Annotated in this window: 24 protein-coding genes and 1 tRNA gene; 9 read left to right on the top strand and 16 right to left on the bottom strand. The window is 61.2% G+C overall.

All coding sequences use genetic code 11. The annotated features are described in order from the left end of the window. Positions 1-279 precede the first annotated feature (279 nt). The 8 genes from NKI29_RS07090 to NKI29_RS07055 form a co-directional block, all read right to left on the bottom strand. Positions 280-654, bottom strand: coding sequence for a hypothetical protein (locus NKI29_RS07090; RefSeq protein WP_352569999.1), 375 nt, complete (start codon positions 652-654; stop codon positions 280-282). Between the two features lie 115 nt (positions 655-769). Beyond that, on the bottom strand, positions 770-1,300 hold the full coding sequence (locus NKI29_RS07085; protein WP_352540759.1) for an O-acetyl-ADP-ribose deacetylase: 531 nt from the start codon (positions 1,298-1,300) through the stop codon (positions 770-772). Position 1,301: 1 nt separating this feature from the next. Further along, positions 1,302-2,909 carry a carboxyl transferase domain-containing protein gene (locus NKI29_RS07080; RefSeq protein ID WP_352569843.1) on the bottom strand — a complete coding sequence of 536 codons (1,608 nt, stop codon included), beginning with the start codon at positions 2,907-2,909 and terminating at the stop codon, positions 1,302-1,304. Positions 2,910-2,913: 4 nt separating this feature from the next. After that, complete coding sequence (locus NKI29_RS07075; RefSeq protein WP_023677795.1) at positions 2,914-3,297, bottom strand: type II toxin-antitoxin system VapC family toxin; 384 nt, start codon at positions 3,295-3,297, stop codon at positions 2,914-2,916. Further along, positions 3,294-3,686, bottom strand: coding sequence for an AbrB/MazE/SpoVT family DNA-binding domain-containing protein (locus NKI29_RS07070; protein WP_352449021.1), 393 nt, complete (start codon positions 3,684-3,686; stop codon positions 3,294-3,296). The genes NKI29_RS07075 and NKI29_RS07070 overlap by 4 nt, the downstream gene beginning before the upstream one ends. A gap of 82 nt (positions 3,687-3,768) precedes the next feature. Beyond that, positions 3,769-4,932, bottom strand: a complete 1,164-nt coding sequence (locus NKI29_RS07065) for an isovaleryl-CoA dehydrogenase (RefSeq protein ID WP_352454356.1) — start codon at positions 4,930-4,932, stop codon at positions 3,769-3,771. A gap of 48 nt (positions 4,933-4,980) precedes the next feature. Then, positions 4,981-5,643: a TetR/AcrR family transcriptional regulator gene (locus NKI29_RS07060; RefSeq protein WP_023677792.1), complete on the bottom strand. Its 663-nt coding sequence runs from the start codon at positions 5,641-5,643 to the stop codon at positions 4,981-4,983. Between the two features lie 148 nt (positions 5,644-5,791). Further along, complete coding sequence (locus NKI29_RS07055) at positions 5,792-6,070, bottom strand: acylphosphatase (protein ID WP_352569842.1); 279 nt, start codon at positions 6,068-6,070, stop codon at positions 5,792-5,794. Positions 6,071-6,267: 197 nt separating this feature from the next. On the opposite strand from NKI29_RS07055, the gene NKI29_RS07050 reads away from it, so the two are divergent. Next, complete coding sequence (locus NKI29_RS07050) at positions 6,268-6,768, top strand: MarR family winged helix-turn-helix transcriptional regulator (protein ID WP_023677790.1); 501 nt, start codon at positions 6,268-6,270, stop codon at positions 6,766-6,768. Between the two features lie 32 nt (positions 6,769-6,800). Here the strand turns inward: NKI29_RS07050 and NKI29_RS07045 are convergent, their stop codons facing one another. Continuing rightward, a complete protein-coding gene (locus tag NKI29_RS07045) occupies positions 6,801-7,907 on the bottom strand; it encodes a pyridoxal phosphate-dependent aminotransferase (protein WP_352795752.1) in 1,107 nt (368 codons plus the stop codon). 120 nt (positions 7,908-8,027) lie between these two features. Here NKI29_RS07045 and NKI29_RS07040 point away from each other — a divergent pair, with 120 nt between their 5' ends. Together NKI29_RS07040 and NKI29_RS07035 are read left to right on the top strand one after the other, a co-directional pair. Then, a complete protein-coding gene (locus NKI29_RS07040) occupies positions 8,028-9,680 on the top strand; it encodes a tetratricopeptide repeat-containing sulfotransferase family protein (protein WP_352569840.1) in 1,653 nt (550 codons plus the stop codon). An 80-nt stretch (positions 9,681-9,760) separates the two neighbouring features. Next, positions 9,761-11,413 (top strand): tetratricopeptide repeat-containing sulfotransferase family protein, encoded by a 1,653-nt coding sequence (locus tag NKI29_RS07035; RefSeq protein WP_352569839.1) that lies wholly within the window; start codon positions 9,761-9,763, stop codon positions 11,411-11,413. 263 nt (positions 11,414-11,676) lie between these two features. On the opposite strand, the gene NKI29_RS07030 is transcribed toward NKI29_RS07035, so the two are convergent. The 3 genes from NKI29_RS07030 to NKI29_RS07020 all read right to left on the bottom strand — a co-directional run bounded on the left by NKI29_RS07030 (position 11,677) and on the right by NKI29_RS07020 (position 13,518). After that, the gene (locus NKI29_RS07030) at positions 11,677-12,828 is read right to left on the bottom strand and encodes a porin (RefSeq protein WP_352471037.1); all 1,152 of its coding nucleotides are present in this window, start codon (positions 12,826-12,828) and stop codon (positions 11,677-11,679) included. A 134-nt stretch (positions 12,829-12,962) separates the two neighbouring features. After that, positions 12,963-13,205, bottom strand: coding sequence for a GIY-YIG nuclease family protein (locus tag NKI29_RS07025; RefSeq protein WP_023677785.1), 243 nt, complete (start codon positions 13,203-13,205; stop codon positions 12,963-12,965). A 222-nt stretch (positions 13,206-13,427) separates the two neighbouring features. Then, positions 13,428-13,518: transfer RNA gene (locus tag NKI29_RS07020), tRNA-Ser, on the bottom strand. Between the two features lie 449 nt (positions 13,519-13,967). On the opposite strand from NKI29_RS07020, the gene NKI29_RS07015 reads away from it, so the two are divergent. Next, positions 13,968-15,164: a porin gene (locus NKI29_RS07015; protein WP_352569838.1), complete on the top strand. Its 1,197-nt coding sequence runs from the start codon at positions 13,968-13,970 to the stop codon at positions 15,162-15,164. A 238-nt stretch (positions 15,165-15,402) separates the two neighbouring features. After that, the gene (locus NKI29_RS07010; RefSeq protein ID WP_352795750.1) at positions 15,403-16,461 is read left to right on the top strand and encodes a tyrosine-type recombinase/integrase; all 1,059 of its coding nucleotides are present in this window, start codon (positions 15,403-15,405) and stop codon (positions 16,459-16,461) included. Between the two features lie 306 nt (positions 16,462-16,767). Here the strand turns inward: NKI29_RS07010 and NKI29_RS07005 are convergent, their stop codons facing one another. Further along, complete coding sequence (locus tag NKI29_RS07005; RefSeq protein ID WP_352569837.1) at positions 16,768-17,661, bottom strand: alpha/beta fold hydrolase; 894 nt, start codon at positions 17,659-17,661, stop codon at positions 16,768-16,770. Positions 17,662-17,891: 230 nt separating this feature from the next. Then, on the bottom strand, positions 17,892-19,931 hold the full coding sequence (locus NKI29_RS07000) for a lytic transglycosylase domain-containing protein (RefSeq protein ID WP_352569996.1): 2,040 nt from the start codon (positions 19,929-19,931) through the stop codon (positions 17,892-17,894). 327 nt (positions 19,932-20,258) lie between these two features. On the opposite strand from NKI29_RS07000, the gene dapA reads away from it, so the two are divergent. The 4 genes from dapA to NKI29_RS06980 all read left to right on the top strand — a co-directional run bounded on the left by dapA (position 20,259) and on the right by NKI29_RS06980 (position 23,109). Next, positions 20,259-21,140: a 4-hydroxy-tetrahydrodipicolinate synthase gene (dapA, locus tag NKI29_RS06995; protein WP_352449009.1), complete on the top strand. Its 882-nt coding sequence runs from the start codon at positions 20,259-20,261 to the stop codon at positions 21,138-21,140. A gap of 25 nt (positions 21,141-21,165) precedes the next feature. Further along, complete coding sequence (gene smpB / locus NKI29_RS06990; protein ID WP_023768487.1) at positions 21,166-21,645, top strand: SsrA-binding protein SmpB; 480 nt, start codon at positions 21,166-21,168, stop codon at positions 21,643-21,645. Between the two features lie 106 nt (positions 21,646-21,751). After that, on the top strand, positions 21,752-22,480 hold the full coding sequence (locus NKI29_RS06985) for a GH25 family lysozyme (RefSeq protein WP_352569836.1): 729 nt from the start codon (positions 21,752-21,754) through the stop codon (positions 22,478-22,480). 107 nt (positions 22,481-22,587) lie between these two features. Next, positions 22,588-23,109, top strand: a complete 522-nt coding sequence (locus tag NKI29_RS06980) for a hypothetical protein (protein ID WP_352622542.1) — start codon at positions 22,588-22,590, stop codon at positions 23,107-23,109. 30 nt (positions 23,110-23,139) lie between these two features. Here the strand turns inward: NKI29_RS06980 and NKI29_RS06975 are convergent, their stop codons facing one another. Together NKI29_RS06975 and NKI29_RS06970 are read right to left on the bottom strand one after the other, a co-directional pair. After that, on the bottom strand, positions 23,140-23,817 hold the full coding sequence (locus NKI29_RS06975; RefSeq protein ID WP_245274739.1) for a uracil-DNA glycosylase: 678 nt from the start codon (positions 23,815-23,817) through the stop codon (positions 23,140-23,142). Then, entirely contained in the window at positions 23,814-24,395 is a 582-nt protein-coding gene (locus NKI29_RS06970; RefSeq protein WP_023677774.1) for a LabA-like NYN domain-containing protein, read from the bottom strand. Before NKI29_RS06970 ends, NKI29_RS06975 begins: the two co-directional genes overlap by 4 nt. Positions 24,396-24,463 lie beyond the last annotated feature (68 nt).

The raw sequence follows: 24,463 nt of genomic DNA, 5'->3' as shown, positions 1-24,463 counted from the left end.
ATAGTGAATTCGGTTGCCCAGTTGAATGGCGTCATCGCATAGGCCGAGTGACCGCCAGCCGCCACATAGTCCTTGTAATTCTTGCCGCAGCCTCCGATTGTACCCGGTGCAAAATAGACCGAAAGCGGCTGTCGCCCTTGCTTCCCGTCAGCGATTCGGCGGCGCCGACATTCGGTGCAGAGGCCACAAGCAGTGCAAGTACCGACATGGTTGCTCGCTTGATTGATAAAGATTTCATTGCCAAACCCATTTGAACCCCAAACACTGAAATATATTCGCCTACTTGGAGGCAGCGATTTCGCAGCCGCCGCCTGTTGTAACTCTGTAACTGTTGCGGGCGGCCTGACAGGATTTCAACGCCAATTCTTCGGCAGCTTGCTGTGACGGTGCATTCAAGCGCGAGCCGCAGATGATGTACAGAAAACGCACCCGGGAATACGGAGTGGTTGCATAGGCTGAATGGCCGCCGGCCGCTACATAGGCCTTGTAGGCCCTGGTACACGGATCCTTCGGGCTCTGCGGCAAATAGGGATAGAAACGGGTCTCGCCCTTGCTTCCCGCCAGCGACTCCGCTGCACAGATGCCAGGCATTGCTAATATAAGCAATCCCGCAAGTATATGCACAGTTGTTCTCTGAAAAACCCGCCGCCTCATCTTCGCCCAATCCCCATTGGTATTTGCGATGATCAATAGCCGTGATTCTTTCGTCTGGCCAGATCGAGAAGCAAAAAATAGTCTGGAGATGTGGTGGGTTGTCTCCCGCGCAGGGTCACACCCTGCCGAGTGCAGCGACGACCCGCTGATACAATTCGGCCGTCGGCTCGTCGAAGCAGCAGAAAATGACGGTTTCCGGAACGATGTTCTGGCCGATGAAGGCGCTCACGGTCCCGACAGCAATTTGCGTCGCCTGATCTTTCGGATAGCGGTAGGCCCCGGTCGAGATCGCAGGAAACGCCACCGTCCGGCAGTCCTTTGCGGCGGCGATTTCGAGCGACCGGCGATAGCAGGAGGCGAGCAGTTCGGCTTCTCCTTTGCTGCCACCTTGCCAGACCGGCCCGACCGTATGTATGACGTAGCGCGCGGGCAGCCTGTAGCCCTTGGTGATTTTTGCGTCTCCGACCTTGCAGCCATGCAAGGTCCGGCATTCTGCCACAAGCTCGGGGCCGGCCGCGCGGTGGATAGCGCCGTCGACGCCGCCGCCTCCGAGAAGAGAGGTATTGGCGGCGTTGACGATGGCATCGACCGCCAGCTTCGTGATGTCGCCGGTTTGAATGCGAATCCTCTGGCCGATTTCGCTCATCTCACATCCTGAACACGCCGAATTTTGTCTCCTCGATCTCGGCGTTGAGCGCGGCCGAAAGGCTGAGCGCCAGCACCTCGCGGGTCTTGGCCGGGTCGATGATGCCGTCGTCCCAGAGCCTTGCCGACGAATAGAGCGGGTGTCCCTCGTGCTCGTACTTCATCAGGATCGGCTTCTTGAATTTCGCTTCCTCCTCAGCGCTCCATTCCCCGCCCTTGCGCTCGATGCCTTCGCGCTTGACCACGGCCAGCACCGTTGCCGCCTGCTCGCCGCCCATCACCGAAATGCGGGCATTCGGCCACATCCACAGGAAGCGTGGCGAATAGGCGCGTCCGCACATGCCGTAATTGCCGGCACCGAATGAGCCGCCGATGATCACGGTCACCTTCGGCACCTTGGCCGTTGCGACCGCCATGACCAGCTTGGCGCCGTCCTTGGCGATGCCGCCGGCCTCGTATTTTCGCCCGACCATGAAGCCGGTGATGTTCTGCAGGAAAATCAGCGGGATCTTGCGCTGGCAGCACAGCTCTATGAAGTGCGCGCCCTTCAGCGCGCTTTCCGAAAACAGCACGCCATTGTTGGCGACGATGCCGACCGGCATGCCGCTGAGATGGGCGAAACCGGTGACCAGCGTGGTGCCATAATTCTGCTTGAACTCATCGAACTCGGAACCGTCGACGGTGCGGGCGATTACCTCGCGCACGTCGTAGGGCTGGCGCAGATCCGTCGGCACGATGCCGTAGAGTTCATGTGGATCGTGAAGCGGCGGAATCGATTTCTGTAAGGCAAGGCTTACAGTCTTGTTCCGATTCAGGTTTTTGACGATACGCCGGCATATGGCCAGCGCATGCTCGTCGTCGAGCGCATAGTGGTCGGCAACGCCGGAAAGCCTTGTGTGCACGTCGGCGCCACCGAGGTCCTCGGCGGTGACGTCCTCGCCGGTGGCCGCCTTCACCAGCGGCGGCCCGCCGAGAAAGATGGTCGCCTGGTTGCGCACCATGATTGTCTCGTCCGACATCGCAGGCACATAGGCGCCGCCGGCCGTGCACGAACCCATGACGCAGGCGATCTGCGGAATGCCGGCGGCCGACATGTTGGCCTGGTTGTAGAAGATGCGGCCGAAATGATCGCGGTCGGGAAACACCTCGTCCTGGTTGGGCAGATTGGCGCCGCCGCTGTCGACCAGATAGACGCAAGGCAGATTGTTCTGCAATGCGATCTCCTGTGCACGCAGATGCTTCTTCACCGTCAGTGGATAATAGGTGCCGCCCTTCACCGTGGCGTCATTGACGACGACCATCACTTCGGTGCCTTCGACGCGGCCGATGCCGGCGATGAGGCCGGCCGAAGGGATGTCCTCGCCATACATCGACCATGCCGCGAACTGGCCGATTTCGAGGAAGGGCGAGCCTGTATCGAGCAATTGGGCTAGGCGTTGCCGCGGCAGGAGCTTGCCGCGGGAGACGTGCCGCTCACGCGCCTCTTCCGAGCCACCGCGCTCGATGGCGGCGGCTTTTTCAGCAATATCGGCGACCAGCGCCCGCATGCGCTCGGCATTGGCGCGGAAGGCATCGGAGGCGGACGACATCTGAGAGGTGAGGGCGGCCATGGCGCTACCGGATCAGCTCGATCTTGCAGCCGACATCGAGGTCGCCCCAATCGCGATCAGCGGTGACGGCAATGGCATTCTCGCGAATTGCCAGCGCCAGGCAAGCCCGATCGCCCAGCGACAAGCCGCGATGCCGCGTCAATTGGCGAAGCTGCCCAGCGGCGATGCCCATCGCGTCGTCGAAAACGGCGATCGGCATGCCGAGACTGGCGAGGTCGTCCGCGGCCTGTTCCATGCTGCGTCCCTTGTCGATCAGCTTGGCGATGATTTCGGCCGCATTGACTGAACTGCATTGTGCGTCCGGCGCGAACCCCAAAGCATTGTCGGTGCCTTGCTCGTTGAGCAGGATTGCGAGCGCCGCCGAACTGTCCATGACGTAGGGCTTCATTTCGTCCGCTTTCCCGTTGTCCCTTCGGCGTGAAGCCGGTCGAGACGCTTGTCACTTCGACGCTGCTCTTCCCGTCGCTCTTTCAGAAATTCGTCGACGACGCTTTCACCGGGCTGTTTCAACGCTGACAATTCGGCCTGGACGCGTCGCAGATTCTGCAGCCACGATCTTACCCGCAGCTCGCCGTTTTCGACATGCAAGATCATGTCCTCGCCAGGCTTCACGCCCATCTCCTCGCGCATCGCGGCAGGAATGACGAAGCGCCCGCCCTCGCCAAGCTTGACACGCTCGCGTTTCGCCGGAGCACGAAGCTGTGGTTGGCGAGCGCCGGCATCGAACCGTGCTTGCGGATCTTCGTCAAATCCGGACTTTCCCGTTTTGCCAGCCATGGTCCGTCTCGCCTGTGTTGTGGCACATATTCCGAAGTGTGCCACATCGTGCGGCTTCTGGCAAAATCTCAAAAAGACGCCATCAGGCGCCCTCCACCATGATTTCCCGCCCAATCAGCCAGCGACGGATTTCGCTGGTGCCGGCGCCGATCTCGTAGAGCTTGGCGTCGCGCAAAAGCCGGCCGGTCGGGTAGTCGTTGATGTAGCCGTTGCCGCCCAAAAGCTGGATGGCGTCGAGCGCCATCAGCGTTGCCTTTTCGGCGGCGAAGAGAATACAGCCGGCAGCATCCTTGCGGGCCGTCTCACCGCGATCGCAAGCGGCGGCCACGGCATAGACGTAGGCGCGCGCCGCGTTCATCGTCGCATACATGTCGGCTAGCTTGCCTTGCACCAGCTGGAACTCGCCGATCGGCTGGCCGAACTGCCTGCGTTCGTGCACGTAAGGGATCGCCACGTCGAGGCACGCAGCCATCAGCCCGATCGGGCCGCCGGCCAGCACGGCGCGTTCGTAGTCGAGGCCCGACATCAGCACCTCGACGCCGCGCCCTTCCTCGTGCAGCACATTGTCGAACGGCACTTCGACATTCTCGAACACCAGCTCGCCGGTGTTCGAGCCGCGCATGCCGAGCTTGTCGAGCTTTTGCGCCACGGAAAAACCGGCAAAGGCCTTTTCGACGATGAAAGCGGTGATGCCGCGCGAATGGAGTTCCGGATCGGTCCTGGCGTAGACGACCAGCGTCTCGGCATCCGGCCCGTTGGTGATCCACATTTTGGTGCCATTGAGTACATAGCGATCATTGCGCTTTTCGGCGCGCAGGCGCAGCGACACCACATCGGAGCCGGCTCCCGATTCCGACATCGCCAGTGCGCCGACCTTCTCGCCGCTGCAGAGCGAAGGCAGATATTTTTCCTTCTGCGCCTGCGTCGCCCAGCGGTTGATCTGGTTGACGCAGAGGTTGGAATGGGCGCCGTAGGAGAGGCCGACCGAGGCCGAGGCGCGCGAAATCTCCTCCATCGCCACGACATGGGCGAGGTAGCCCATGCCGCTGCCGCCGAAATCGGGATCGGCGGTGATGCCGAGCAGGCCGAGCCCGCCGAGCTCCGCCCACAGATGTGCCGGGAATTCGTTCGAGCGGTCGATCTCGGCGGCGATCGGTGCGATCTTTTCCTGGGCGAAGCGCCGCACCAGGTCGCGCAGCGCCTCGATGTCTTCGTCAAGCCCGAAGTTGAGCGTATGCGTGTACATGCCGTTCCTCCCGGCGCACGACCGCGAAAATCGGGATCATGCGCGAAATCAAAGTGCTGCAGCGTCCGTTGCGCGCTCGAATGGACGCACGGCGCCGTGGCTCGTCGTCGCGCCATCGCTCTTTGCTCCAACAAGGCGCATTGTCATTGCTAGATATGTAGCGGTGACTTCGGCGATCGACAGCCGTTCGCCCGGCCGGAACCAGACGATGACGCCGGTCATCATCTGGATCAGCGCCATGGCGGTGAGCCCGGTGTCTTCGATGCTGAATAACCCCGCTTCGACGCCGTCGCGCAGGATGGCGCGCAGCTCCTTCTCGTAGGCCGTGCGCATGCGCAGGATCTGCGTGAGTTTTTCATGCGACAGGCTGCGCAGCTCCATGTTCGAGACATGGGTGGAGTGGCGGCGTTCGATATGGAAAGCGATGTGGTTTTCGACATAAGCGGCAAGCCGCGCTGCCGGATCGGCGCCGACAGGGCGTGTTGCGCGCCACGCCTCGATCAAGCCTTCCATATGCTCACGCATCAGCATGAACAGAAGGTCCTGCTTGGTCGGGAAGTAGCGGTACAGCGCCGCTGCCTGGACGCCGACCTCGGCCGCCAGTTGGCGCATCGACATCGCCTCGTAGCCGAGACGCGCAATCAGGCTGACCGCCGCCTCGCGGACCGCAGCTTCGGTCTTCTCTCCGTCGGAACCGGTCGTACGCGCCATGACAAGCCGCCTTTTCGCGGACAATAAAACAAACGTTCAATTAATTCAAGGACCGAGGCATGTCCGGGCAGGGCAATGGCTTCAGGTTTGCTCTATCTGCACCCTGGAGATTTGTGCGATGGAAGCGAATGAGCAGGATCATGCCTTGCTAGGCAACAATCCTGAAACCCGCGGACATGTTGCGTGACTCGATCTCCTCGACATCGACCTTCGAAACTGCTGCCCCTGGCGGCCCTTGCCAAAGACGTTCGATCATTGTCGAGACCGCCACACCGGCCCCTGCAATCAAGGCTGTCACCGAGCCGTCAACTTCGTTGCGCACCCACCCGGCAAGGCCAAGCGCCGACGCCTCGCGCCGCGCCCAGACCCGGTAGCTGACGCCTTGCACCTTGCCGTATATGCGTACCTGCACCGTACGATCGGTCATCGCGCTCTCCATCCTTTGAGTCGAGTCTGGCGCATCGCCGTGCAAATTCAACCGCGCAACGTGCATCGAAGGTCTCTCTCCGGTCGCTATCCGCCAGCTTCACGTGCGAGATAGGCGGCGTCTCCATTAATGATTGACTAAGTCAAATAATAGGCGATCATGGCCCTGACGGAGCGGTCCGTCCGAAGGAGGTCGACATGCCGGCCGATCGGAATGCCCTCGTCGCGGAGATACGTGGCTTCAATCGCTTCTACACGCGCCTGATCGGGCTGCTCGACCTGACCTTGACGCACAGCGCCTATACGCTGGGCGAGGCGCGGCTGCTGTTCGAATTGGGCGGCCGATCCCGCGCTGTCGCCAATAGCGGCGGTGAGGCAGGGTTTCTTGCACGGGCGTTCCACCTCGATCTCCGGCCGGCGGCCTCCGAAATCGCTGCCGAACTCCGGCTCGATCCGGCCTATGTCACACGCGTCCTGAGGAGGTTCGCCGCCGCTGGCCTGACCGAGACACGCTCTGACCCAGCCGATCGGCGCAGACGTATCCTGTCGCTGACCGCTCGCGGAAGTGCTGAGCTCGCCAGGCTTCAGGCTGCGGCGGATCGCGACCTCGCCCGGCTGACGGCCGGCCTCGCCGATGACGCGGCTGCCGAATTATCGGACGCCTTGAAGTGCGTCATGCGCCTGCTCGGGGAGAAATAGCGGGCAGCACTGGAATCCCGGCGTTGCGCTCTTCAATTCCCCCGCGCTGCCGCCAGTGCGCCAGGCAGTTCCTCGGCAAAGATGTCGAGCTCGTGGTCGAGGCCGACACTGACCCGGATGCAGCGGTCGAGAACCGGCACCATCGGCTTGCGGATGAAGACGTCGCATGACAACAGCGCCTGCAGCACTTTCAGTGCGAAAGCGCCGTCGCGGCCGCAGTCGATGGTGACGAAATTGGTCGCCGAAGCCAGCGGCTTCAGCCCGTTCGCTTCGGCTATTGCGGCGATACGCCGGCGGCCGGCGGCGACCCGCGCCACCACGCTATCCAGCCAGGCCTGATCGGCAAGCGCCTCGACACCGGCGATCTGCGCCATGCGGCTGACGCCATAGTGGTTGCGGATCTTCTCGAAGTCCCGAATCACCTGGGCCTCGGCCACCGCATAGCCGCAGCGTATGCCGGCCAGCCCATAGGCCTTGGAGAAGGTGCGCATGCGGATGACGTTCGGCCGCGCGACATCGATCGGCGGCAGCGCTGAGGCTGGCCCTAATTCGCCATAGGCTTCGTCGAGCACCAGCATTGTGGTCTCCGGCAAGGCTTCGATGAAGCGGCTGAGCTCGGCGGCTTCCCACCAGCTGCCCATCGGATTGTCCGGATTGGACAGGTAGACCAGTGGCGCCTTTTCCCTGGCCACTGCCGCCAGCAGGCCGTCGAGGTTTTCCCGATCGTTCTCGTAGGGCACTGCGACCAGCCGGCCGCCGACGCCGGCAACATGAAAGTTGAAGGTCGGATAGGCGCCGAGCGAGGTCACCACCGCGTCGCCGGGCGCCACATACATGCGCGCGACCAGGCTGAGCAGCCCGTCTATGCCTTCGCCGACGACGACGTTTTCGGCGCCGACGCCGAGATGCCTGGCTACGGCTACCTTCAAATCGTGATTATCGGGGTCGCAATACATCCACATGTCGCCGGCAATCTCGGCCATGCGGGCAACGACGCGCGGCGAAGGGCCAAAGCTGCTCTCATTGGCGCCGATGCGGGCGCGAAAGGCGCGGCCGCGATCACGCTCCTGCGCCTCCGGGCCGACAAACGGTACCGTGGAGGGAAGCGCGTCGATGAGCGGCGTAAGGGGAGGGCGCATGGCAAAGGCTCGTTCGAAAAGGGGCCTTCTTGCTAGCCTGCCGGCTTGGCCTGCGCAAGTTCCGCGGCAGGCGGGAACGTCAGGCTGGATTCTCCCGGATCATTTTGCTAGCGAGACATGATGAGCAACCGACTGCCGCCCGCTTGGTCCAAGCACATAAAGTCCCGCCCGGCACCGAAAGTGCAACCGCCGAAGGCGAAACCGCCGTCGCGCGCGCAGGCCGACGATGCGCTGCTGCGACAGGCGTATGGCTTGCAGCAGGCCAAGCGGTTGGCCGAGGCTGAGGAACTGTGCCGTCGCGTGCTGGAGCGCACGCCCAACCATCCCTTGGCTTCGTATATCATGGGCACGCTATTCATCGGGCTCGACAATGAAATGGCGCTGCGATATTTGGCCCGAGCCGTCGGCGAGGAGCCTCAAAACCCCTTTTATCACCTTAGTCTGGGTGAAGTTTATCTAAAAGTCAGCGAATATTCGCCCGCAATCAGGCATATTCAGCAAGCATTGAAGTTGAAGCCCGATTTGCTGGAGGCGCTTTGCGCATTAGGACGCGCTTACGTCGAATTCGACAAGGCTGACATGGCTGTCCCGGTTTACGAGAAAGCGCTCAAGATCAACCGCGATCATCCTCGCGTTCGGACAGGACTGGCCAGCGCACTCACCGGTCTCGGTCGCGTGGACGAAGCCGAAGTCTATCTGAAAGAAGCGATCGAACGTCGCATCGCGATGCCCGCTGCCTATAACGAGCTTGTGCATACGCGCAAATTCACCGAAGAGCCGGCCGAACTTAAGTCCATCCTGCGCGAACTGGGCTACCCAAAGCTTGACCCCGAAAGTGCGATGAGACTTCATCACGCAGCCGGCAAGGTGCTGAACGACCTTGGGCGCTACGAAGACGCGATAGATCATTTCAAGAAAGGCAAGCAGGCCGCAGGCTATAAGTTTGATCTGGAAACCTATCGCCGCTGGGTCGACTCCACGATCGAGTTCTTCAACCCGGATATGTTGGCTGCCAAGGCAGGTTATGGAAGCCCATCGGAAGTGCCCGTGTTTGTATTGGGTATGCCCCGCTCGGGGACCACCCTGACCGAGCAGATTTGCGCGAGCCACCCGGATGTTCACGGCGCAGGAGAACTCAGCAAGCTAAGACGAACCGCAAATGCTATCGGCCTTACGAGGCTTTCGGCACAGGGCTTGGCCCAATCGATCGTGCCGATCACCCCCGACCTAGCCAAGATGCTGACCGAGGGGCACCTGTCCTACCTTCGTGAGCGTGCGCCGACCGCACTTCGCATAGTCGACAAAATGCCCCAGAATTTCGAGCTGATAGGCCTCATAGGCCTTCTTTTCCCCAACGCGCGGATTATTCACTGTCGCCGCGACGCCATCGACAATTGCCTCTCATGTTTTTTCCTGAATTTCTCCAAGGGACACAGCTACATCGCCGACCTGCAGACGCTCGGGCTGTACTACCGTGAATACGATCGCCTGATGCGGCATTGGGACAAGGTTTTTCCAGGACGCATCTTCGAAAATCGCTACGAGACGCTGGTTGCGGATCAGGAGGCACAATCGCGCCGTCTTATCGATTATCTTGGATTGCCCTGGGACGATGCCTGCCTGCGCTTCTTCGACAAGGAGGGATCGGTCAACACGGCCAGTCGCTGGCAAGTCCGGCAGCCGATCTACAGGTCATCTGTCAAGCGCTGGAAAAATTATGAGGGCAAGATCCAGCCGCTGATCGACGCCTTGGGCGACCTAGCCGAACTTTGAACAAGGAGGGCGCCCGACAGGATAGGCCAGCCCTTCAGGCCAGGCTGGATTCTCCTGGACCATTTTGCTAGCGAGACATGATGAGCAACCGACTGCCGCCCGCTTGGTCCAAACACATAAAGTCCCGTTCGGCGCCGAAAGTGCAGCCGTCGAAAGTGAAATCGCCCTCGCGCGCGCAAGCTGACGACATGCTGCTGCGACAGGCGCTCGAACTTCAGCAAGCCAAGCGGCTCCCGGAGGCGGAGGAATTATGCCATCGCGTTCTCGCCCGCACGCCCAACCACCCGCTTTCGCTCTACATCCTCGGCACGTTGGGGCTCGGTATCGACGACGAGTTGGCTCTCAAATATTTTGCGCGGGCAGTAAGCCAGACGCCTCAGAATCCATATTTCCACCTTAGCCTGGGAGAGGCCGGTCTGAAGCTTGGCGACAGCTTGCTTGCGATCAGGCACCTGCAGCGCGCCTGCGAATTGAAACCCGATCTGGTGGAAGCGCTTTGCGGACTGGCGCGTGCCTACGTCAACTTCGACAAGGCCGAGATGGCTTTGCCCCTTTACGAGAAGGCGCTAAAGATCAACGGCGACCATCCCATGGTCCGGATTGGTCTGGCTGGTGCGCTCACCAGCCTCGGCCGCATGGACGAAGCCAGAGCCTATCTCGATCAGGCAATAGAACGTCGCGTCGATGTTGGGGCAGCCTACAATTACCTGGTCGACACGCAAAAGTTCACCGAAAAACCTGCCGAGCTCGACTCTATCCTGCGCGAACTCTCCAATCCCAGGCTCGAACCCGTTGCTGCATCGCAGCTCCACCACGCGGCAGGAAAAGTGCTGAACGACCTTCAACGCTATGAAGAGGCGATAGATCACTTCAAGAGGGCGAAAAAGGCCGCTGGTCACGATTTCGACCTGGAGTACTACCGCCGAAGCGTCGATTCCATGATCGAGATATTCAGCCCATCACTATTGGAAGCCAAGGCTGGCCACGGCAGTCCGTCTGAAGTGCCTGTGTTTGTGCTGGGCATGCCCCGGTCGGGGACGACGCTGACCGAGCAGATCTGCGCGAGCCATCCGGATGTCCATGGCGCCGGGGAGCTTACGAAGCTGCGGCGAATCGCGAACTCGATGGGCTTTAGAATACTGTCGGATGAGGACCTGCGCAGTTCGATTATGTCGATGACGAGGGATCAGTCGAGGGCGCTGGCCGAAGAATACCTGTCCTATCTGCGTCAGCACGCGCCTGCCGCGCCCCGCATCGTCGACAAGATGCCGCACAACTTCGAGTTTATCGGCGTGATTGGAATTCTCTTTCCCAACGCACGCATCATTCATTGCCGGCGCGATGCCATCGACAATTGCGTCTCCTGCTTCGTCTTGCATTTCACCAAGGACCACGGCTACAACGCCGACCTTGAGACACTCGGGTTGTACTACCGCGAATATGATCGCTTGATGCGGCACTGGGACAAGGTCTTTCCCGGACGTATTTTCGAAAGCCGCTATGAGACGCTGGTTGCGGATCAGGAGACGCAATCGCGCGGTCTCATCGATCATCTCGGCTTGCCTTGGGACGATTCGTGCCTGCGCTTTTTCGAGAGGAGCGGATCGGTCAATACCCCGAGCCGCTGGCAGGTCCGGCAGCCGATCTATAGTTCATCCGTCAAACGCTGGAAAAAGTATGAGAGCGCAATTCAGCCGCTGATTGACGCCTTGGGCGATCTGGCTGAAATTTGAACAAGTAGGATGCGCCCGATCGGCCGAGGTCGATCGTGACTTGCTGTCGAGATACATTGATCCGGTAGGCCAGCTCTTCAGATCGGCCCAAGTTTTTCTTTTGCACGAACAAGCGTGCGGAGCGAGCATTGCATTCGACCAGCCCTGCGATCGGCTGCTCAGCAGCAGCCTGCATTATGCATCGAGAGTTGACAGCTGCGTCGCGCCGATACGAAAAACCCGGCGGTTGCCCGCCGGGTTCAATCTCAATCTAGCTCGGACTGTTAGAATGAGCGCTGGAAGCGGAGCATGCCGCCGACGCTGTCCTTGTCGTCGGCATTGGTCCAGTTGCGATCGTAGGCTTTGTCAAACTGACCGTCGCGGGCCCAATCGACTTCGGCAGTGATCGTGAGACCGGGAACGATATCGTAGGCAATGTTCGCGGCGACGCCGTAGTTTTTGTCATCGTCAGCCGACGCCTGGAGGTTGAACGAGGTCTTCTCGTTTATGGTGTAAGTGCCACCACCCCAGACTGCCCAGTTGCCGCCCCACTGCTTGTAGAAGTTGCGGTCGATGTTGTCGTCAGAGCCGTAGCCGGCCATGATGAACAGTGTCAGGTTCTGTATCGGCGTAACGTCGACGCGAACCTTGCCGGCCCACTCTTCCCAGGTGCTGTCATAGGCGGCGACACCGGTGATCGAGCCCCAGCCCTGCGTGTATTTGATACCGCCGACGACATAGGGGACATAGCTGTCGATGGAATCATTGCCGCTGTTGCTGTCTTGGAAAATGCCAGGATCAGCGGCGGCACTGCCCGAACCGGTTTCCAACGAAGCCACGGCCGAGAAGCCGTTTCCGGCATCGAAGTAATACTGGACGACATTGGTGTCGAAGCCGCCGTAGGGGACCAGCGTATCCTGGATGACGTTGCCGGCGTAGCCGATGAAGGTATCAAAGGCCGATTCGTCCTTGCCGACGCGCAGACCACCGAGCTGGACCCAGGCAAAGTTCAGCGAAACGCTCGTACCGCCATTGAAGTTGTCATCAAGGTAATCGTTGTGGTTACCCCAGTTGAAGCGCGTCTCGGTGTAGGTCTTCAAGGTGCCGAGCTCGGTTTCCTGGCCGGTCCAGGTCTTCAGCGTGAAGCGGGCGTGCTTGTAGTAAGTATCCTGCGAGTCGCCGTCCTGCTGATCGGTGGTCTTTGCACCGTCGAATGAGCCGACGTCACCGATGCCGATGTCATAGCGGACGTAGCCGCCGATGCGCAGGCAGGTTTCGGTGCCGGGGATGTAGAAATAGCCAGCGCCGTAGACGTCGCAAATCTTGACGTATTCAGCGGGTTCCGGCTCGGCGACGACGACGGCGTCGGCGGCGCGCGCACCGGAAACTGCGATCAGTGCCGCAGCGGAGCCGAGAAGAAGGCTCTTGATGTTCATTTTCTGACCTCCAGTCAGAATCGAACGAAAGAGCGGAATTGGCACCGTGTGTTTCTGTCGTAAGTAGCTGAGATTGCGTTATTATTTGGGAAAACCGCTGATTATTGCACGATCACGTGAGGAGCGGCAGATGGTCACCAAAGGCGTTTGCTGGCAAAAGCATGCCCGGAACCGGATTTGAGATAACGCTCGAATGAGGTCGCCTTGGCTTGGTTCGAGAAGGCGATGCAGGTCACGATCCGCCATGGCAGGAATTTGGAGGTATGGCTGGATTTTCCGGCGTTATGCTCAGCGATCCGTCGCTTCAGGTCCGAGGTCACACCGATATAGCGCTCGCCTTCCGCAGTCTTGCTTTCCAGCAGATATACATACCACACGAACCGGCCCTCCCTCGCCAACGCATTGGAGTGCATCCTCCTTCGCAAGGAGGAATATGCCAACCCCGATTTTGCAAGCGTTCCAAGAGGTTGCGGCCCTCCTTCGCTACGGCTTCGGAGGGCATCCTGAATCGCGCGGAGAGGGGATTCGCTGGACTTGTCCTGCGAAGCGCGCAGCGCGAAGCAGGATGGCCTGCCACCCGAAGCCCGCAGGGCGTAGGGTGGCGGAGAGGATGGGATTCGAACCCACGAGAAGCTTTTGACCTCTACTCCCTTAGCAGGGGAGCGCCTTCGACCACTCGGCCACCTCTCCGTTGCGCCGGTGGATAAAGAAAAGCGCCGGCACAATCAACAAGCTGGCGCTATTATCCTTGAAAAATCGACCCTTCGCCAAAGCGCCGCCCGGCGATGTGGCGATTCTGCGGCAATTCCCTGGTTCGCGACTCGGGCCATGGTCACATTTCAGGCCGACCATCGCCGGAATCCGCCGTTTGCAACGGCTTGCGAAGGGCTGTTGGTTAACGGGAGCTTTCGGAGTGAGGCCAAATCGTGTCATTTGTGCAACAACGCTGGGGTATAGCGCCAACACAAACCTTTTGCCGGTACGATCGTGGTTGAACGCCGCCGTCTCATGGGTAATGTCGGGTTTGAAGGAGCGGCGCGGTGCGCATCTTTTTCGGTAGTGGGGATGGGGCAGGGAACGCTGTCCTTCAGCAAAGAATACCCAGACCCGTTTTTTAACTTTTGACTGGAGGTCAGAAAATGAACATCAAGAGCCTTCTTCTCGGCTCCGCTGCGGCACTGATCGCAGTTTCCGGTGCGCGCGCCGCCGACGCCGTCGTCGTCGCCGAGCCGGAACCCGCTGAATACGTCAAGATCTGCGACGTCTACGGCGCTGGCTACTACTACATCCCCGGCACCGAAATCTGCCTGCGCATCGGCGGCTATGTCCGCTATGACATCTCCGTGGGCCAGGCTGGCTCGTTCGACGGCGCCAGGTACCAGGACCTGTCGGATGCCTTGGATGGTGAAGACAACGTCAACGACGGCTATTACAAGCAGGCTCGCTTCACACTGAGGACCTACACCGGCCAGGAAACCGAGATGGGCACCTTGAAGACCTACACCGAGACCCGCTTCAACTGGGGAACCGGTTATCAAACCGTGCCTGGGTTCGACGAGCACTTTTCCAGGTTTGGTAGCAGAGGCGTTTCGCTGAATTTCGCCTGGATCCAGCTCGGTGGTCTTCGCGTCGGTAAGGACGAAACAGCCTTCAACACGTTCACCGGCTACGCCGGCAACGTCATCCAGGATACGATCGTTCCCTACGGCGGCTTCGACACCAATGTCGTCCAGTACTACTTCGATGCCGGCAACGGCTTCTCGGCCGTGGCGTCGTTGGAAACCGGTGAAGGCTTTATCCTTAACAGCGCCAATACTGCCATCACTCTCGGTCACGACTCGGTCGACAGCTATGTTCCGTATATCGTTGGCGGCGTGAAGTACACGCAGGGCTGGGGTTCCATCAGCGGTGTTGTTGCCTATGACAGCAGCCTGGAAGAATGGGCCGGCAAGGTTCGCCTCGACGTGACGCCGATGCAGAACCTGTCGCTGTTCCTGATGGCCGGCTACGGCTCTGACGACAATCTCCCGCGCAACTTCTACAAGCAGTGGGGCGGTAACTGGGCAGTCTGGGGTGGTGGCACCTACACCATCAACGAGAAGACCTCGTTCAACCTGCAGGCGTCGTATGACGAAGCCAAGGAAGCTGGCGTCGCGGCCAATATCGCCTACGATATCGTTCCCGGCATGACGATCACGGCCGAAGTGGACTGGGCTCATAACAGCCACCACATCGATAGCGACTCGCTGCCCGGTTATGAATACAACTGGACCGGCATCCCGGGCGACAAGAAAAACGCCGTTGGCGGCTTCCTCCGCTTCCAGCGCTCGTTCTAAGGGCTGGACTTAAAGCAAGTGAAATCCAGCCCGGGCGCTTTAACGCCCGGGCTGTTTTTGTTTTCGCGACTGGTCGCAAACAGAAGGAAAAGGGGGTTCGGTAGCTGAACAGGGTTGTGGAACGATGTCGTTGGGATCCGCCACTGGTGGATGAAATCGGCCGCAGCGCTTAAAACTCTTGAAAGGGCACCGCCAAGCAGGTAGGTCTAGGCCTATCCACTCGGGGGTGTGGCGAATAATGACGAACGATGCGATTCAAGAGGGAGGAACCTCTGATCATTTTTCGATGTTTTCTTCTCAAACTGCCAAGATAAAATACAGTTATAACAAGATACGAGAAGTAAAGTCGCACAGGATCGGAGAACTTTTTTCAGCATACCGGGACATACTTTGGGATGACGGGCGGCATAAATACAATGTCAGCTCCTTCATCGGCGAAATAGACGAGATCCTCCTTGGGGAGCGTTTCAGCGCCTTTGACCAAAGCACCCTCGACAATCTTATCGGCACCTTGCGCCAGCGCGGCAACAGCAACGCAACCATCAATCGGAAGATGGCTGCCCTCAGCAAACTGCTGCGCAAGGCTCACAAGATGGGAGATATCCACAGCCTGCCCGAGTTCCGCCGCCAGAAGGAGCGGGCGGGACGGATTCGTTTCCTCGAAAGGGACGAGGAGGCCCGGCTGTTCGCTGCCATCAAGAGCCGCAGCGAGGACGCTTATCGGCTTTCCGTCTTTCTCGTCGACACCGGTTGCCGCCTCGGCGAAGCGCTGGGTTTGATCTGGAACGATATCCAGGAGCACCGCGTCAGTTTCTGGATCACCAAATCCGGCCGCAGCCGCACCATTCCGATGACCGAGCGGGTAAAAGAGGTGATCAAGCTGCCAGCGACCGAGGGCCGCCGGCCCAAGGGCCCGTTCACCAAGCTCAGCCAGGCGCAGTTTCGTGCCATCTGGAACGATGCTAAGGCCGAAGTCGGGCTTGGCGCCGACGATCAGGTCGTGCCGCATATATTGCGCCATACTTGCGCTTCGCGTCTCGTCCAGGGCGGCATCGACATCAGGCGCGTACAGATGTGGCTCGGTCACCAGACGCTGTCGATGACCATGCGCTACGCCCATCTGGCCACCAACGACCTCGACGGCTGCGTCACCGTGCTGGAAACGCCTCGGTCCGGTGGCTCGGACATCGGCGGTGCAAGCGCTTTGTCTGCTCCACCTCCGGCAAGGCGAGGGCCAAAAGGCGAGCCGGCCGCAAGCAAGGCCCCAAAGCCAGCGAAGAGAAGCGCCAAATCCTGACGGATCTGACGTGAGATATCAGCCAGCCGCTCAGGGTTGCGCTGCCCCTCATTGCCCTGCCGGGCATTTCTCCCCGTATAGCGACGGGGAGAAAGGCGCCCTTGCGAAAGATTTCGCTAATCCCCAGCGTTGCAGACACCTCCCTTCTCCCCGTCGCTATACGGGGAGAAGGTGCCGGCAGGCGGATGAGGGGCAGCGCCGACATCGATAAAATTATTTCACCGCTAATTCCGGAACTGTCAACGGCCGTCGGAATGCTTTGACCGACGCAAAACCTGCGCGTGAATTACTTCGCTCGGTCGAGTTTTACTTCCCACCACCCCGCCGCTCCGCCCGTTCGAAAAAACCAGCGATCCTGCCCGGCAGGATCCCGGACTCCAAAAACGGTGCATGCCCCTGGCCGTCGGCGGTGATCGTCTCGATATCGGTATGGCGCGTCCGCATCTGCTCGAGCGTTTCGGCGGACAGCAGCTTCGAATTCGCGCCGCGTATGACGAGCATCGGGATGGCCGCCAGCGCGTCGAACTGTGGCCAAAGATCGGCCAGCGGCCGGCTGGGATCGAGCCCCGCCAGCGTCTCGACCAGTTTCGGATCGAAATCGGGCAGAAATCCCTCCTCGGTCTCGCGGTAGAGGGCTGATGCCATCCGCTCCCAATCCGCATCGGTCAGCGCCGCAAAATCCGCGCCATGGGTGCTGCGCAGGCCGCGGACCACCTCTGCGTACGTCTTCGGCCTGGGCGCGAGGTCGAGATAGGAGCGGATATGGGCGAGACCTTGCGACTCGATCACCGGGCCGATGTCGTTGAAGACGATGGCCTTCAGCACTGGCGGCCGCATCGCCCCGAGCACATGGATGATCAGTCCGCCGCGCGACGTCCCAATGAAGGCTGCCTTCTCGATGTTCAGCGCCGCCAGCCCGGCAAGGATATCGCCCGCCTCGATGCCGATATTGTAATGGCCGATATCGGCATCGTAGGCGGACTGCCCGCGCCCGCGATAGTCGAAGGCGACGACGTTGCGCTTCGCTTGCGCCGACAGATAAAGCGCCAATTCGTGAAAGTCACGGCAATTGCGGGTCAGGCCGGGCAGGCAAACGACTGGCCAGCGGCCGGAATTCGCTTCGCCGTAGATGCGGGCGTGCAGGGACAGCCCGTCCGGCGCGGCGTAGAAGAAATCGGAGAAGCCTTCGTCGTTTGGCATGTACACTCGATTCCGTGCTGCTGTCAGATCGTTGCGACTGCTACAGGCGAGGGCAGGGGCGGTCAAATCGGGGGCTCTTCCTTCTCTCCTTGTGGGAGAAGGTGGATCGGCGCGTTAGCGCCGAGACGGTTGGGGGGTGTTGGACGGAGCGCTGTCGGAACCAAGCTGGAGCACCCTCATCCGACCGAGCTTCGCTCGGCCACCTTCTCCCACAAGGGGGGAAGGAAAGGCTAACCCCGGCCGTTCACCAGATCTCCGACAATATCGTACTTGCCGGAGATACGCATCTTGTAGACCTCGTAATTCTCCATCACGCGCTGAACGTAACTTCTTGTTTCCGTATAGGGAATCCGCTCGATCCAGTCGACGACTGCATCGACGTCCTTGCCGTGCGGGTCGCCGTATTTCGCCACCCACTGGGCGGCGCGGGCGGGACCGGCATTGTAGCCGGCGAAGGTCAGCACGTAGGAGCCGTCGAAGCGGCCGAGCTGCTCGCCGAGAAAGGCAGCGCCCAGCGTCGCATTGTAGCCGGCATCGGTGGTCAGCCGGGCCTGAGAAAATGTCATGCCGGCCTTCTTCGCCAATTGCTTGGCCGTGCCTGGCATCAGCTGCAGCAGTCCTCGCGCGCCGGCGCTGGAGACGGCGCCGATGTTGAACTCGCTTTCCTGGCGGGCAATCGCATAGGCCAGCGCCTTGCCCGAGCCGGAAATGTTGGCGGTGTCGGGAATGACGCCGAGCGGATGCGACAGCGCGCCGACGTCGATGCCACGTGCGCCGGCGATCTTGCCGACCTTCAGCGCCATGAAATGGTTGCCTTGTCTTTCCGCCAGCATCGCAAGCAGCGCCAGTTCGCCGGGGCTGCTCAACTGCCCGGCAAGGTCGCGGTAGAGGGTTTCGGCATAGCGGTCATAGCCAGCCTGCTGCAGCCGCTCGATGGCGCTGACAGCCTCGCGGGTGGCAAAATTCCGGCGGTCGGCGGCACTTGGCTGCGGGTAGACGATATTGAGGGTCCGCTGGCCGACACGCTCGCCGGCGAGCTGGCCGTAAAAGGTCGTGCCGTAGCTGGCGGCGCGGCTGAAATAATCCTTGGCACTGCCGGGACCGCCGACCTCGGCGGCACGGCCGAGCCAGTAATAGGCGCGCGACAGCGACATCGGCCCTTGGGCGAGCTCCGCGATTTGCGCAAAATGCTTGGCGGCGGTGCTCGGGTCGTTGAGGCCGCGCAGCGCGTACCAGCCTGCATGGAATTCCGCCTCGGCAGCATTGGCGGGACTTTCGGCGGCATGCGCGGCGACTATTCTGTAGGCGGTCTTCATGTCGCCCTGGTCGACCAGCTCGCGCGACAGCACCCGGCGTTCGACCCACCAGGCGTCCGGATCGACCAGCGCGTCGCGGTCGCCCGGCGCCTTCAGCACCAGCGCGGCGGCATCGGAAAATTTCTGTTGCTTGCGCAGATATTCGGCTTCGGCAAACAGATAGCCGGCCGCCCGCTGCGCTGCCGGCACCGCCTTCAGCAGCTTGGCCGCGTTCTTGTCGCCTTTGGTGACTGCCGCCCAGGCATCGGCCAATTGCTGGGCGCCGGCGAGACCGGCGACGCGCAGCGCCGAAGCGACCCGATCGGCATAAAACATGCGCTCCATGCGGAAGCGATGGTCGGCGGCCGGGATCAGCGCGCCGAACTCGCGGATGACCGCCGCCTCGTCCGTGGCTTCGAGCTTTTCGGTGCGCCAGAATGGCGACAGCACCGAGCGCGCCGCCTTCGTATCGCCCAGCGCTACATAGGAGCGGGCAAGGATCACCACGCCCTCGAAGGTCAGCGGCTGGCTGCCGTCGAACGCCCGCACCACGACCTGTGGCGCGGGGTTCTCGCGATAGAGCGCGCGCTCGCTGTTCTTGCGCAAGGCCATCGTGCCCGGCCAGTTCGGCAGCATCTTCGCGGCATCGGCGATTTCGCCGCTCGGCACCTGGTCGCCGCCATAGAGCGCAATCGCCCAGGCAAGGATGTGCCGATCGAGCGATTTGGCCGGCAGCGTTTCGCGCACTTGGCGCGCGCGCTGAATGTCGTTTGCCGCCAGCGCATCGAGACCGCTCTTCAGCGCCGCGACGCTGGCGGATGGCGAAGGGGACTGCTGCAGTGCATCGTTCTGCGGCTCCGTCATCGGGATCGCCGACGTGACCTGCCCATCGACGCTGCCGCCGATCGCCGCGCCGGGGATCAGCACAACGATCGCGCCGAGAAGCGCGAAAAGATGAAGCCGCCTGGTCGGCATGGATTTGGTCATTTCCTATTCTTCGATGCTACCACGGGCACAGATGAACTGCAGTCTATTCGTATGTGATGAAGGGCCCGTAAAGAAAACCTTATCGAGGTCGTTCGAATTGCAATTGCTGGCGCAATGCTTGCCGCGCAACAATGTCGAGACTATGGTGCGCCGCTTCGCTTTCGGCTAGAAGGCGCGCACGACAAACACCTACAGCGCCGCGCGTCTTCTCAGACGCGCAAGGGACGCTGTAGCAATTTAAATTTGGCGCATGATCCTTTCCGAAATCGACTGCGATTTTCGGGGTCATGCGCTAGTCCCAAGGAGTTGGACGACATGCTAAGAGGCTCGCTGACCGCGCTCGTCACACCGTTCGAAAAGAGCGGCCGTTTCGACGAGAAAGCCTTTCGCGCGTTCATCGCCTGGCAGATCGCCGAAGGCACGACGGGCGTGGTCCCGGTCGGCACCACCGGCGAGTCGCCGACGCTGTCGCATGACGAGCACCGCCAAGTCGTCAAGGTTTGCATCGAGGTCGCCAAAGGCCGGGTTCCGGTCGTCGCCGGCGCCGGCTCCAACAACACCGATGAGGCAGTCGGCCTGGTCCAGTATGCCGAGAAGGCGGGCGCCGACGCGGCCCTTGTCGTCACGCCCTATTACAACAGACCGACGCAGCGCGGCCTCTATGCGCATTTCGCCGCCGTCGCCAAGGCAACCAGCCTGCCGATCATCATCTACAACATTCCGCCGCGCTCGGTGGTCGACATGAGCCCCGAGACGATGGGCCAGTTGGTGCATGACTTCAAGAACATCGTCGGCGTCAAGGATGCCACCGGCAAGGTCGAGCGGGTTTCGGAGCAGCGCGCCACCTGTGGCAAGGATTTCATCCAGCTCTCCGGCGAAGACGCCTCGGCGCTCGGCTTCAACGCGCATGGCGGCGTCGGTTGCATCTCGGTGACGGCAAATGTCGCGCCCAGGCTTTGCGCTGAATTCCAGGAGGCAACGCTTTCCGGTGACTGCGCCAAGGCGCTCGACCTGCAGGACCGTCTGTTGCCGCTGCACAAGGCGATTTTCATGGAGCCCGGCGTTTCCGGCGCGAAATATGCGCTGTCGAAGCTGGGCAAGGTCGAGAACGTGCTGCGCTCGCCGCTAATGACGGTCGAGCCGTCGACCGCCGAGAAGATCGACGCGGCGATGAAGCACGCCGGCTTGATAAACTAGGGACGAGGCGCCACCTCTCCGCATCATGAATCAAGTCAGAAAAGCCGATCCCAACAACAAGACCGTTGCGGAAAACCGCAAGGCGCGGTTTTCCTATGAGGTGCTCGACACGATCGAGGCCGGCCTGGTGCTGACCGGTACGGAAGTGAAATCGCTGCGCCAGGGCCAGGCCAATATCCAGGACAGCTACGCCTCGGTCGAGGGCGGCGAGATCTGGCTGATCAACTCCTATTTGCCGGAGTATCTGCAGGCCAACCGCTTCAACCATGAGCCGCGCCGCCGCCGCAAACTGCTGCTCAACAAGCGCGAGATGGCCAAGCTGGCGCAAAGCGTCGACCGCGAAGGCATGACGCTGGTGCCGCTGAAGATCTACTTCAACGACCAAGGCCGTGCCAAGCTGCTGCTCGCCGTTGGCCGCGGCAAGAAGCTGCACGACAAGCGCGAGACCGAAAAGCAGCGCGACTGGTCGCGCGAGAAGGGCCGGCTGCTGAAAGAGCGAGGGTGAGGGGCGGTCCGCGAAGCGGAAAAAAAGCCAGCGATTTGGCTTTTCGAGCGACGAACGCCCGGAGCCATAGCGGCGGGCAGGGCGGACCAAAAGGGATAGGTCTCGTTTGAAAAACCGGATCGTCTTATGGGGCGCGGCCGGTCTGCTCGTGGCGGGCCTCGTTCTGGCCGGCGGCTATACCTACTTCCAGACGTTTTCTCCGGATCGCGGCAAATATCCGGTCAGGGGCATCGACGTCTCCCATCATCAGCGGCAGATCGACTGGCGGCGTGTTGCCGCCGACGATGTCGCCTTCGCCGTGATCAAGGCGACGGAAGGCGGCGATCATGTCGACGATGCCTTCGCCGCCAATTTGCGCGCGGCCCGCGCCGCCGGTCTTGCCGTCGGTGCCTATCATTTCTTCACCTTCTGCAGACCGGGTGCCGATCAGGCACGCAACTTCATCTCGGTGGTGCCGCACGATCAGCCTTTGCTGCCGCCGGTGGTAGACATCGAGTTCGGCGGCAATTGCCCGCAGCGGCCAACTCCCGAACAGCTGAGCGCCGAACTCTCCGCCTTCCTCGGCCCGGTCGAGGCGGCGTTCGGCAAGACGGCGATCCTCTATGTGACCGACGAGGCGGCGCAAGCCTATGCCGGGCAGCTAGCCAGCCGCCCGCGCTGGCTGCGTTCGCTGGCGCTGCGGCCGGGCCATGACAACTGGATCTACTGGCAGTATCACAACCGGGGCCGCGTCGACGGCATCAGCGGCGACGTCGACCTGAATGTTCTCCAGGGCGGACCTGCGACGCTGGCCGCATTGTTTGCCGCAGCGCCTGAAGCGACGGCGTCGGATTGACGCTATTCCTGTCCACCAAAACACCCTCGATGGCCCGAAGACAGAGCGACGAAGCGTTCCCCATGTGGCTATTCATATCGCAGGCGGCGCCGTGCTAAGTACATTTGATGCCGGAGCGCCCTTCATCAACCAATGACAGCAACGCCCCGCCTGCTGCGACGGACGGCGGCGACCCCCGCCTGGCATTTGTCTATGCGGAGGCGGTGCGTGGCCTCCAGCACCAGCAGGGCGTGGTTGAAAGTCTCAATACGCGCGCCGGCAATCTGATCTTCGCAACCGCGTTCGCGAGTTCTCTCCTCGGAGGCAGGGCGCTCCTGGATGGCGTGGGGCCTTGGGACTGGCTGGCGCTGACATTGCTTTTTCTTATCGGGCTGCTGGTCGCGATTATGGTGTGGCCGTATTATAACTATACGTTCCGTTTCGATCCAGAGAAGCTGCTCCAGGACTTCGTCGATCAGCACCCTCCCGCAACCCTGGACGGGATGCACCGAGCGCTTGCGCTGCGCATCAAATCCGACATGGCCAGCAATTGGCGGATCATCCAACGCCTGCGCGTCGCGCTGCAGCTTGCACTGTTTCTGTGGTTGCTGGATCTCCCGGCCTGGTTGTTCGCGATCGCCCGAATCTAGGGCTCGTGCCCTGGCGGGCGTCGCCCGACTCTATGTCTTCAGAAAAGCTTCTATCTGACTGAAGACGTTGACGAACATCGCTTCCGTCAACACGCCGGTATTGGTGTTGTAGCGCGAGCAATGATAGCTGGAAAACAGCGTGATGCCATTGGCCTGCTGCTGCCCACCATGCCGGAACGGATAGGCTGCAACGCGTTGGCCGAGCGCCCGCACGGTCGACTGGTGCGCGATCGAGCCAAGCGCCAGCACAGCGCGCAGATTTGGAAATCGCGCGATCGTCGGCACCAGGAACGTCCGGCAGGTCGCTATCTCGGCGCCAACCGGCTTGTTGTCCGGCGGCACGCAGCGCACCGCATTGGTAATCGCCGTACCGACAAGCTCCAGCCCGTCATCCGGTCGCGCTTTGAATTCGCCGCGCGCAAAGCCGTGCGCGATCAGCGTGTTGTAGAGCAGGTCGCCGGCAAAATCGCCGGTGAAGGGGCGCCCCGTCCGGTTCGCCCCGCGCAGTCCAGGCGCCAGCCCGACGATCAGCAGACGCACTGCATCCTCGCCTTCCGGCGGCAAAAAGGTCGGCACCGGCGCGTTGAACCAGGACGGCTCGCGCCGTCGCCACTCGGCGATGAAGTCGTGCAACCGCGGGCAGAGCGGGCAATCGCGATCGGGTTCGGGGGAGACGACCAGGGGCGCGGTCAAGGCAACGACCGTCAATAGTCTTCCTCGTCGACTTCGGCCGGTTCGGGCCGGCGCACCGGCCGCTCCGACGGATCGCGGCCGACTTCATTCTTAAGCGTCATCAAGTCGATGAAATGGTCGGCCTGGCGGCGCAGATCGTCGGAGATCATCGGCGGCTGCGAAGCCATGGTCGAGACGATCGACACCTTGCGCCCGCGCCGCTGCAGCGCCTCGACCAGCGTGCGGAAATCGCCGTCGCCCGAAAAGATGACATAATGGTCGACGACATCGGCAAGCTCGAGCGCATCGACGGTCAGCTCGATATCCATATTGCCCTTAATCTTGCGCCGGCCGGTCGAGTCGGTGAATTCCTTGGCCGGTTTGGTCACCACCTTGAAGCCGTTATAGTCGAGCCAGTCGATCAGCGGCCGTATCGAGGAGTATTCCTGATCCTCGACCAGCGCGGTGTAGTAATAAGCGCGCAGCAGATAGCCGCGTTTCTGGAAGCTCGCCAGAAGTTTGCGGTAATCGATGTCAAAGCCCAGCGCGCGCGAGGTGGCGTAGAGATTGGCACCGTCGATAAAGAGAGCGATTTTTTCACGAGGATCGAACATGGAAAATGTCCTTTTTCGAAATAAGCGGTCGTCTAAATGCGTGGCGACTATCGGCCGGTCTGATAATA

It is taken from the genome of Mesorhizobium sp. M0678, assembly GCF_040320505.1.
In the GTDB taxonomy this organism is placed as follows: domain Bacteria; phylum Pseudomonadota; class Alphaproteobacteria; order Rhizobiales; family Rhizobiaceae; genus Mesorhizobium.
Note: the sequence above shows the minus strand (reverse complement) of the source record. Positions and strands in the feature narration are given on the sequence as shown.

Bases quoted from the DNA above. Each gene is read 5' to 3' on its own strand.
- NKI29_RS07090 (WP_352569999.1), bottom strand. From the start codon at position 654: ATGAGGCGGCGGGTTTTTCAGAGAACAACTGTGCATATACTTGCGGGA.
- NKI29_RS07085 (WP_352540759.1), bottom strand. From the start codon at position 1,300: ATGAGCGAAATCGGCCAGAGGATTCGCATTCAAACCGGCGACATCACG.
- NKI29_RS07080 (WP_352569843.1), bottom strand. From the start codon at position 2,909: ATGGCCGCCCTCACCTCTCAGATGTCGTCCGCCTCCGATGCCTTCCGC.
- NKI29_RS07075 (WP_023677795.1), bottom strand. From the start codon at position 3,297: ATGAAGCCCTACGTCATGGACAGTTCGGCGGCGCTCGCAATCCTGCTC.
- NKI29_RS07070 (WP_352449021.1), bottom strand. From the start codon at position 3,686: ATGGCTGGCAAAACGGGAAAGTCCGGATTTGACGAAGATCCGCAAGCA.
- NKI29_RS07065 (WP_352454356.1), bottom strand. From the start codon at position 4,932: ATGTACACGCATACGCTCAACTTCGGGCTTGACGAAGACATCGAGGCG.
- NKI29_RS07060 (WP_023677792.1), bottom strand. From the start codon at position 5,643: ATGGCGCGTACGACCGGTTCCGACGGAGAGAAGACCGAAGCTGCGGTC.
- NKI29_RS07055 (WP_352569842.1), bottom strand. From the start codon at position 6,070: ATGACCGATCGTACGGTGCAGGTACGCATATACGGCAAGGTGCAAGGC.
- NKI29_RS07050 (WP_023677790.1), top strand. From the start codon at position 6,268: ATGCCGGCCGATCGGAATGCCCTCGTCGCGGAGATACGTGGCTTCAAT.
- NKI29_RS07045 (WP_352795752.1), bottom strand. From the start codon at position 7,907: ATGCGCCCTCCCCTTACGCCGCTCATCGACGCGCTTCCCTCCACGGTA.
- NKI29_RS07040 (WP_352569840.1), top strand. From the start codon at position 8,028: ATGAGCAACCGACTGCCGCCCGCTTGGTCCAAGCACATAAAGTCCCGC.
- NKI29_RS07035 (WP_352569839.1), top strand. From the start codon at position 9,761: ATGAGCAACCGACTGCCGCCCGCTTGGTCCAAACACATAAAGTCCCGT.
- NKI29_RS07030 (WP_352471037.1), bottom strand. From the start codon at position 12,828: ATGAACATCAAGAGCCTTCTTCTCGGCTCCGCTGCGGCACTGATCGCA.
- NKI29_RS07015 (WP_352569838.1), top strand. From the start codon at position 13,968: ATGAACATCAAGAGCCTTCTTCTCGGCTCCGCTGCGGCACTGATCGCA.
- NKI29_RS07010 (WP_352795750.1), top strand. From the start codon at position 15,403: ATGACGAACGATGCGATTCAAGAGGGAGGAACCTCTGATCATTTTTCG.
- NKI29_RS07005 (WP_352569837.1), bottom strand. From the start codon at position 17,661: ATGCCAAACGACGAAGGCTTCTCCGATTTCTTCTACGCCGCGCCGGAC.
- NKI29_RS07000 (WP_352569996.1), bottom strand. From the start codon at position 19,931: ATGCCGACCAGGCGGCTTCATCTTTTCGCGCTTCTCGGCGCGATCGTT.
- dapA (WP_352449009.1), top strand. From the start codon at position 20,259: ATGCTAAGAGGCTCGCTGACCGCGCTCGTCACACCGTTCGAAAAGAGC.
- smpB (WP_023768487.1), top strand. From the start codon at position 21,166: ATGAATCAAGTCAGAAAAGCCGATCCCAACAACAAGACCGTTGCGGAA.
- NKI29_RS06980 (WP_352622542.1), top strand. From the start codon at position 22,588: ATGCCGGAGCGCCCTTCATCAACCAATGACAGCAACGCCCCGCCTGCT.
- NKI29_RS06970 (WP_023677774.1), bottom strand. From the start codon at position 24,395: ATGTTCGATCCTCGTGAAAAAATCGCTCTCTTTATCGACGGTGCCAAT.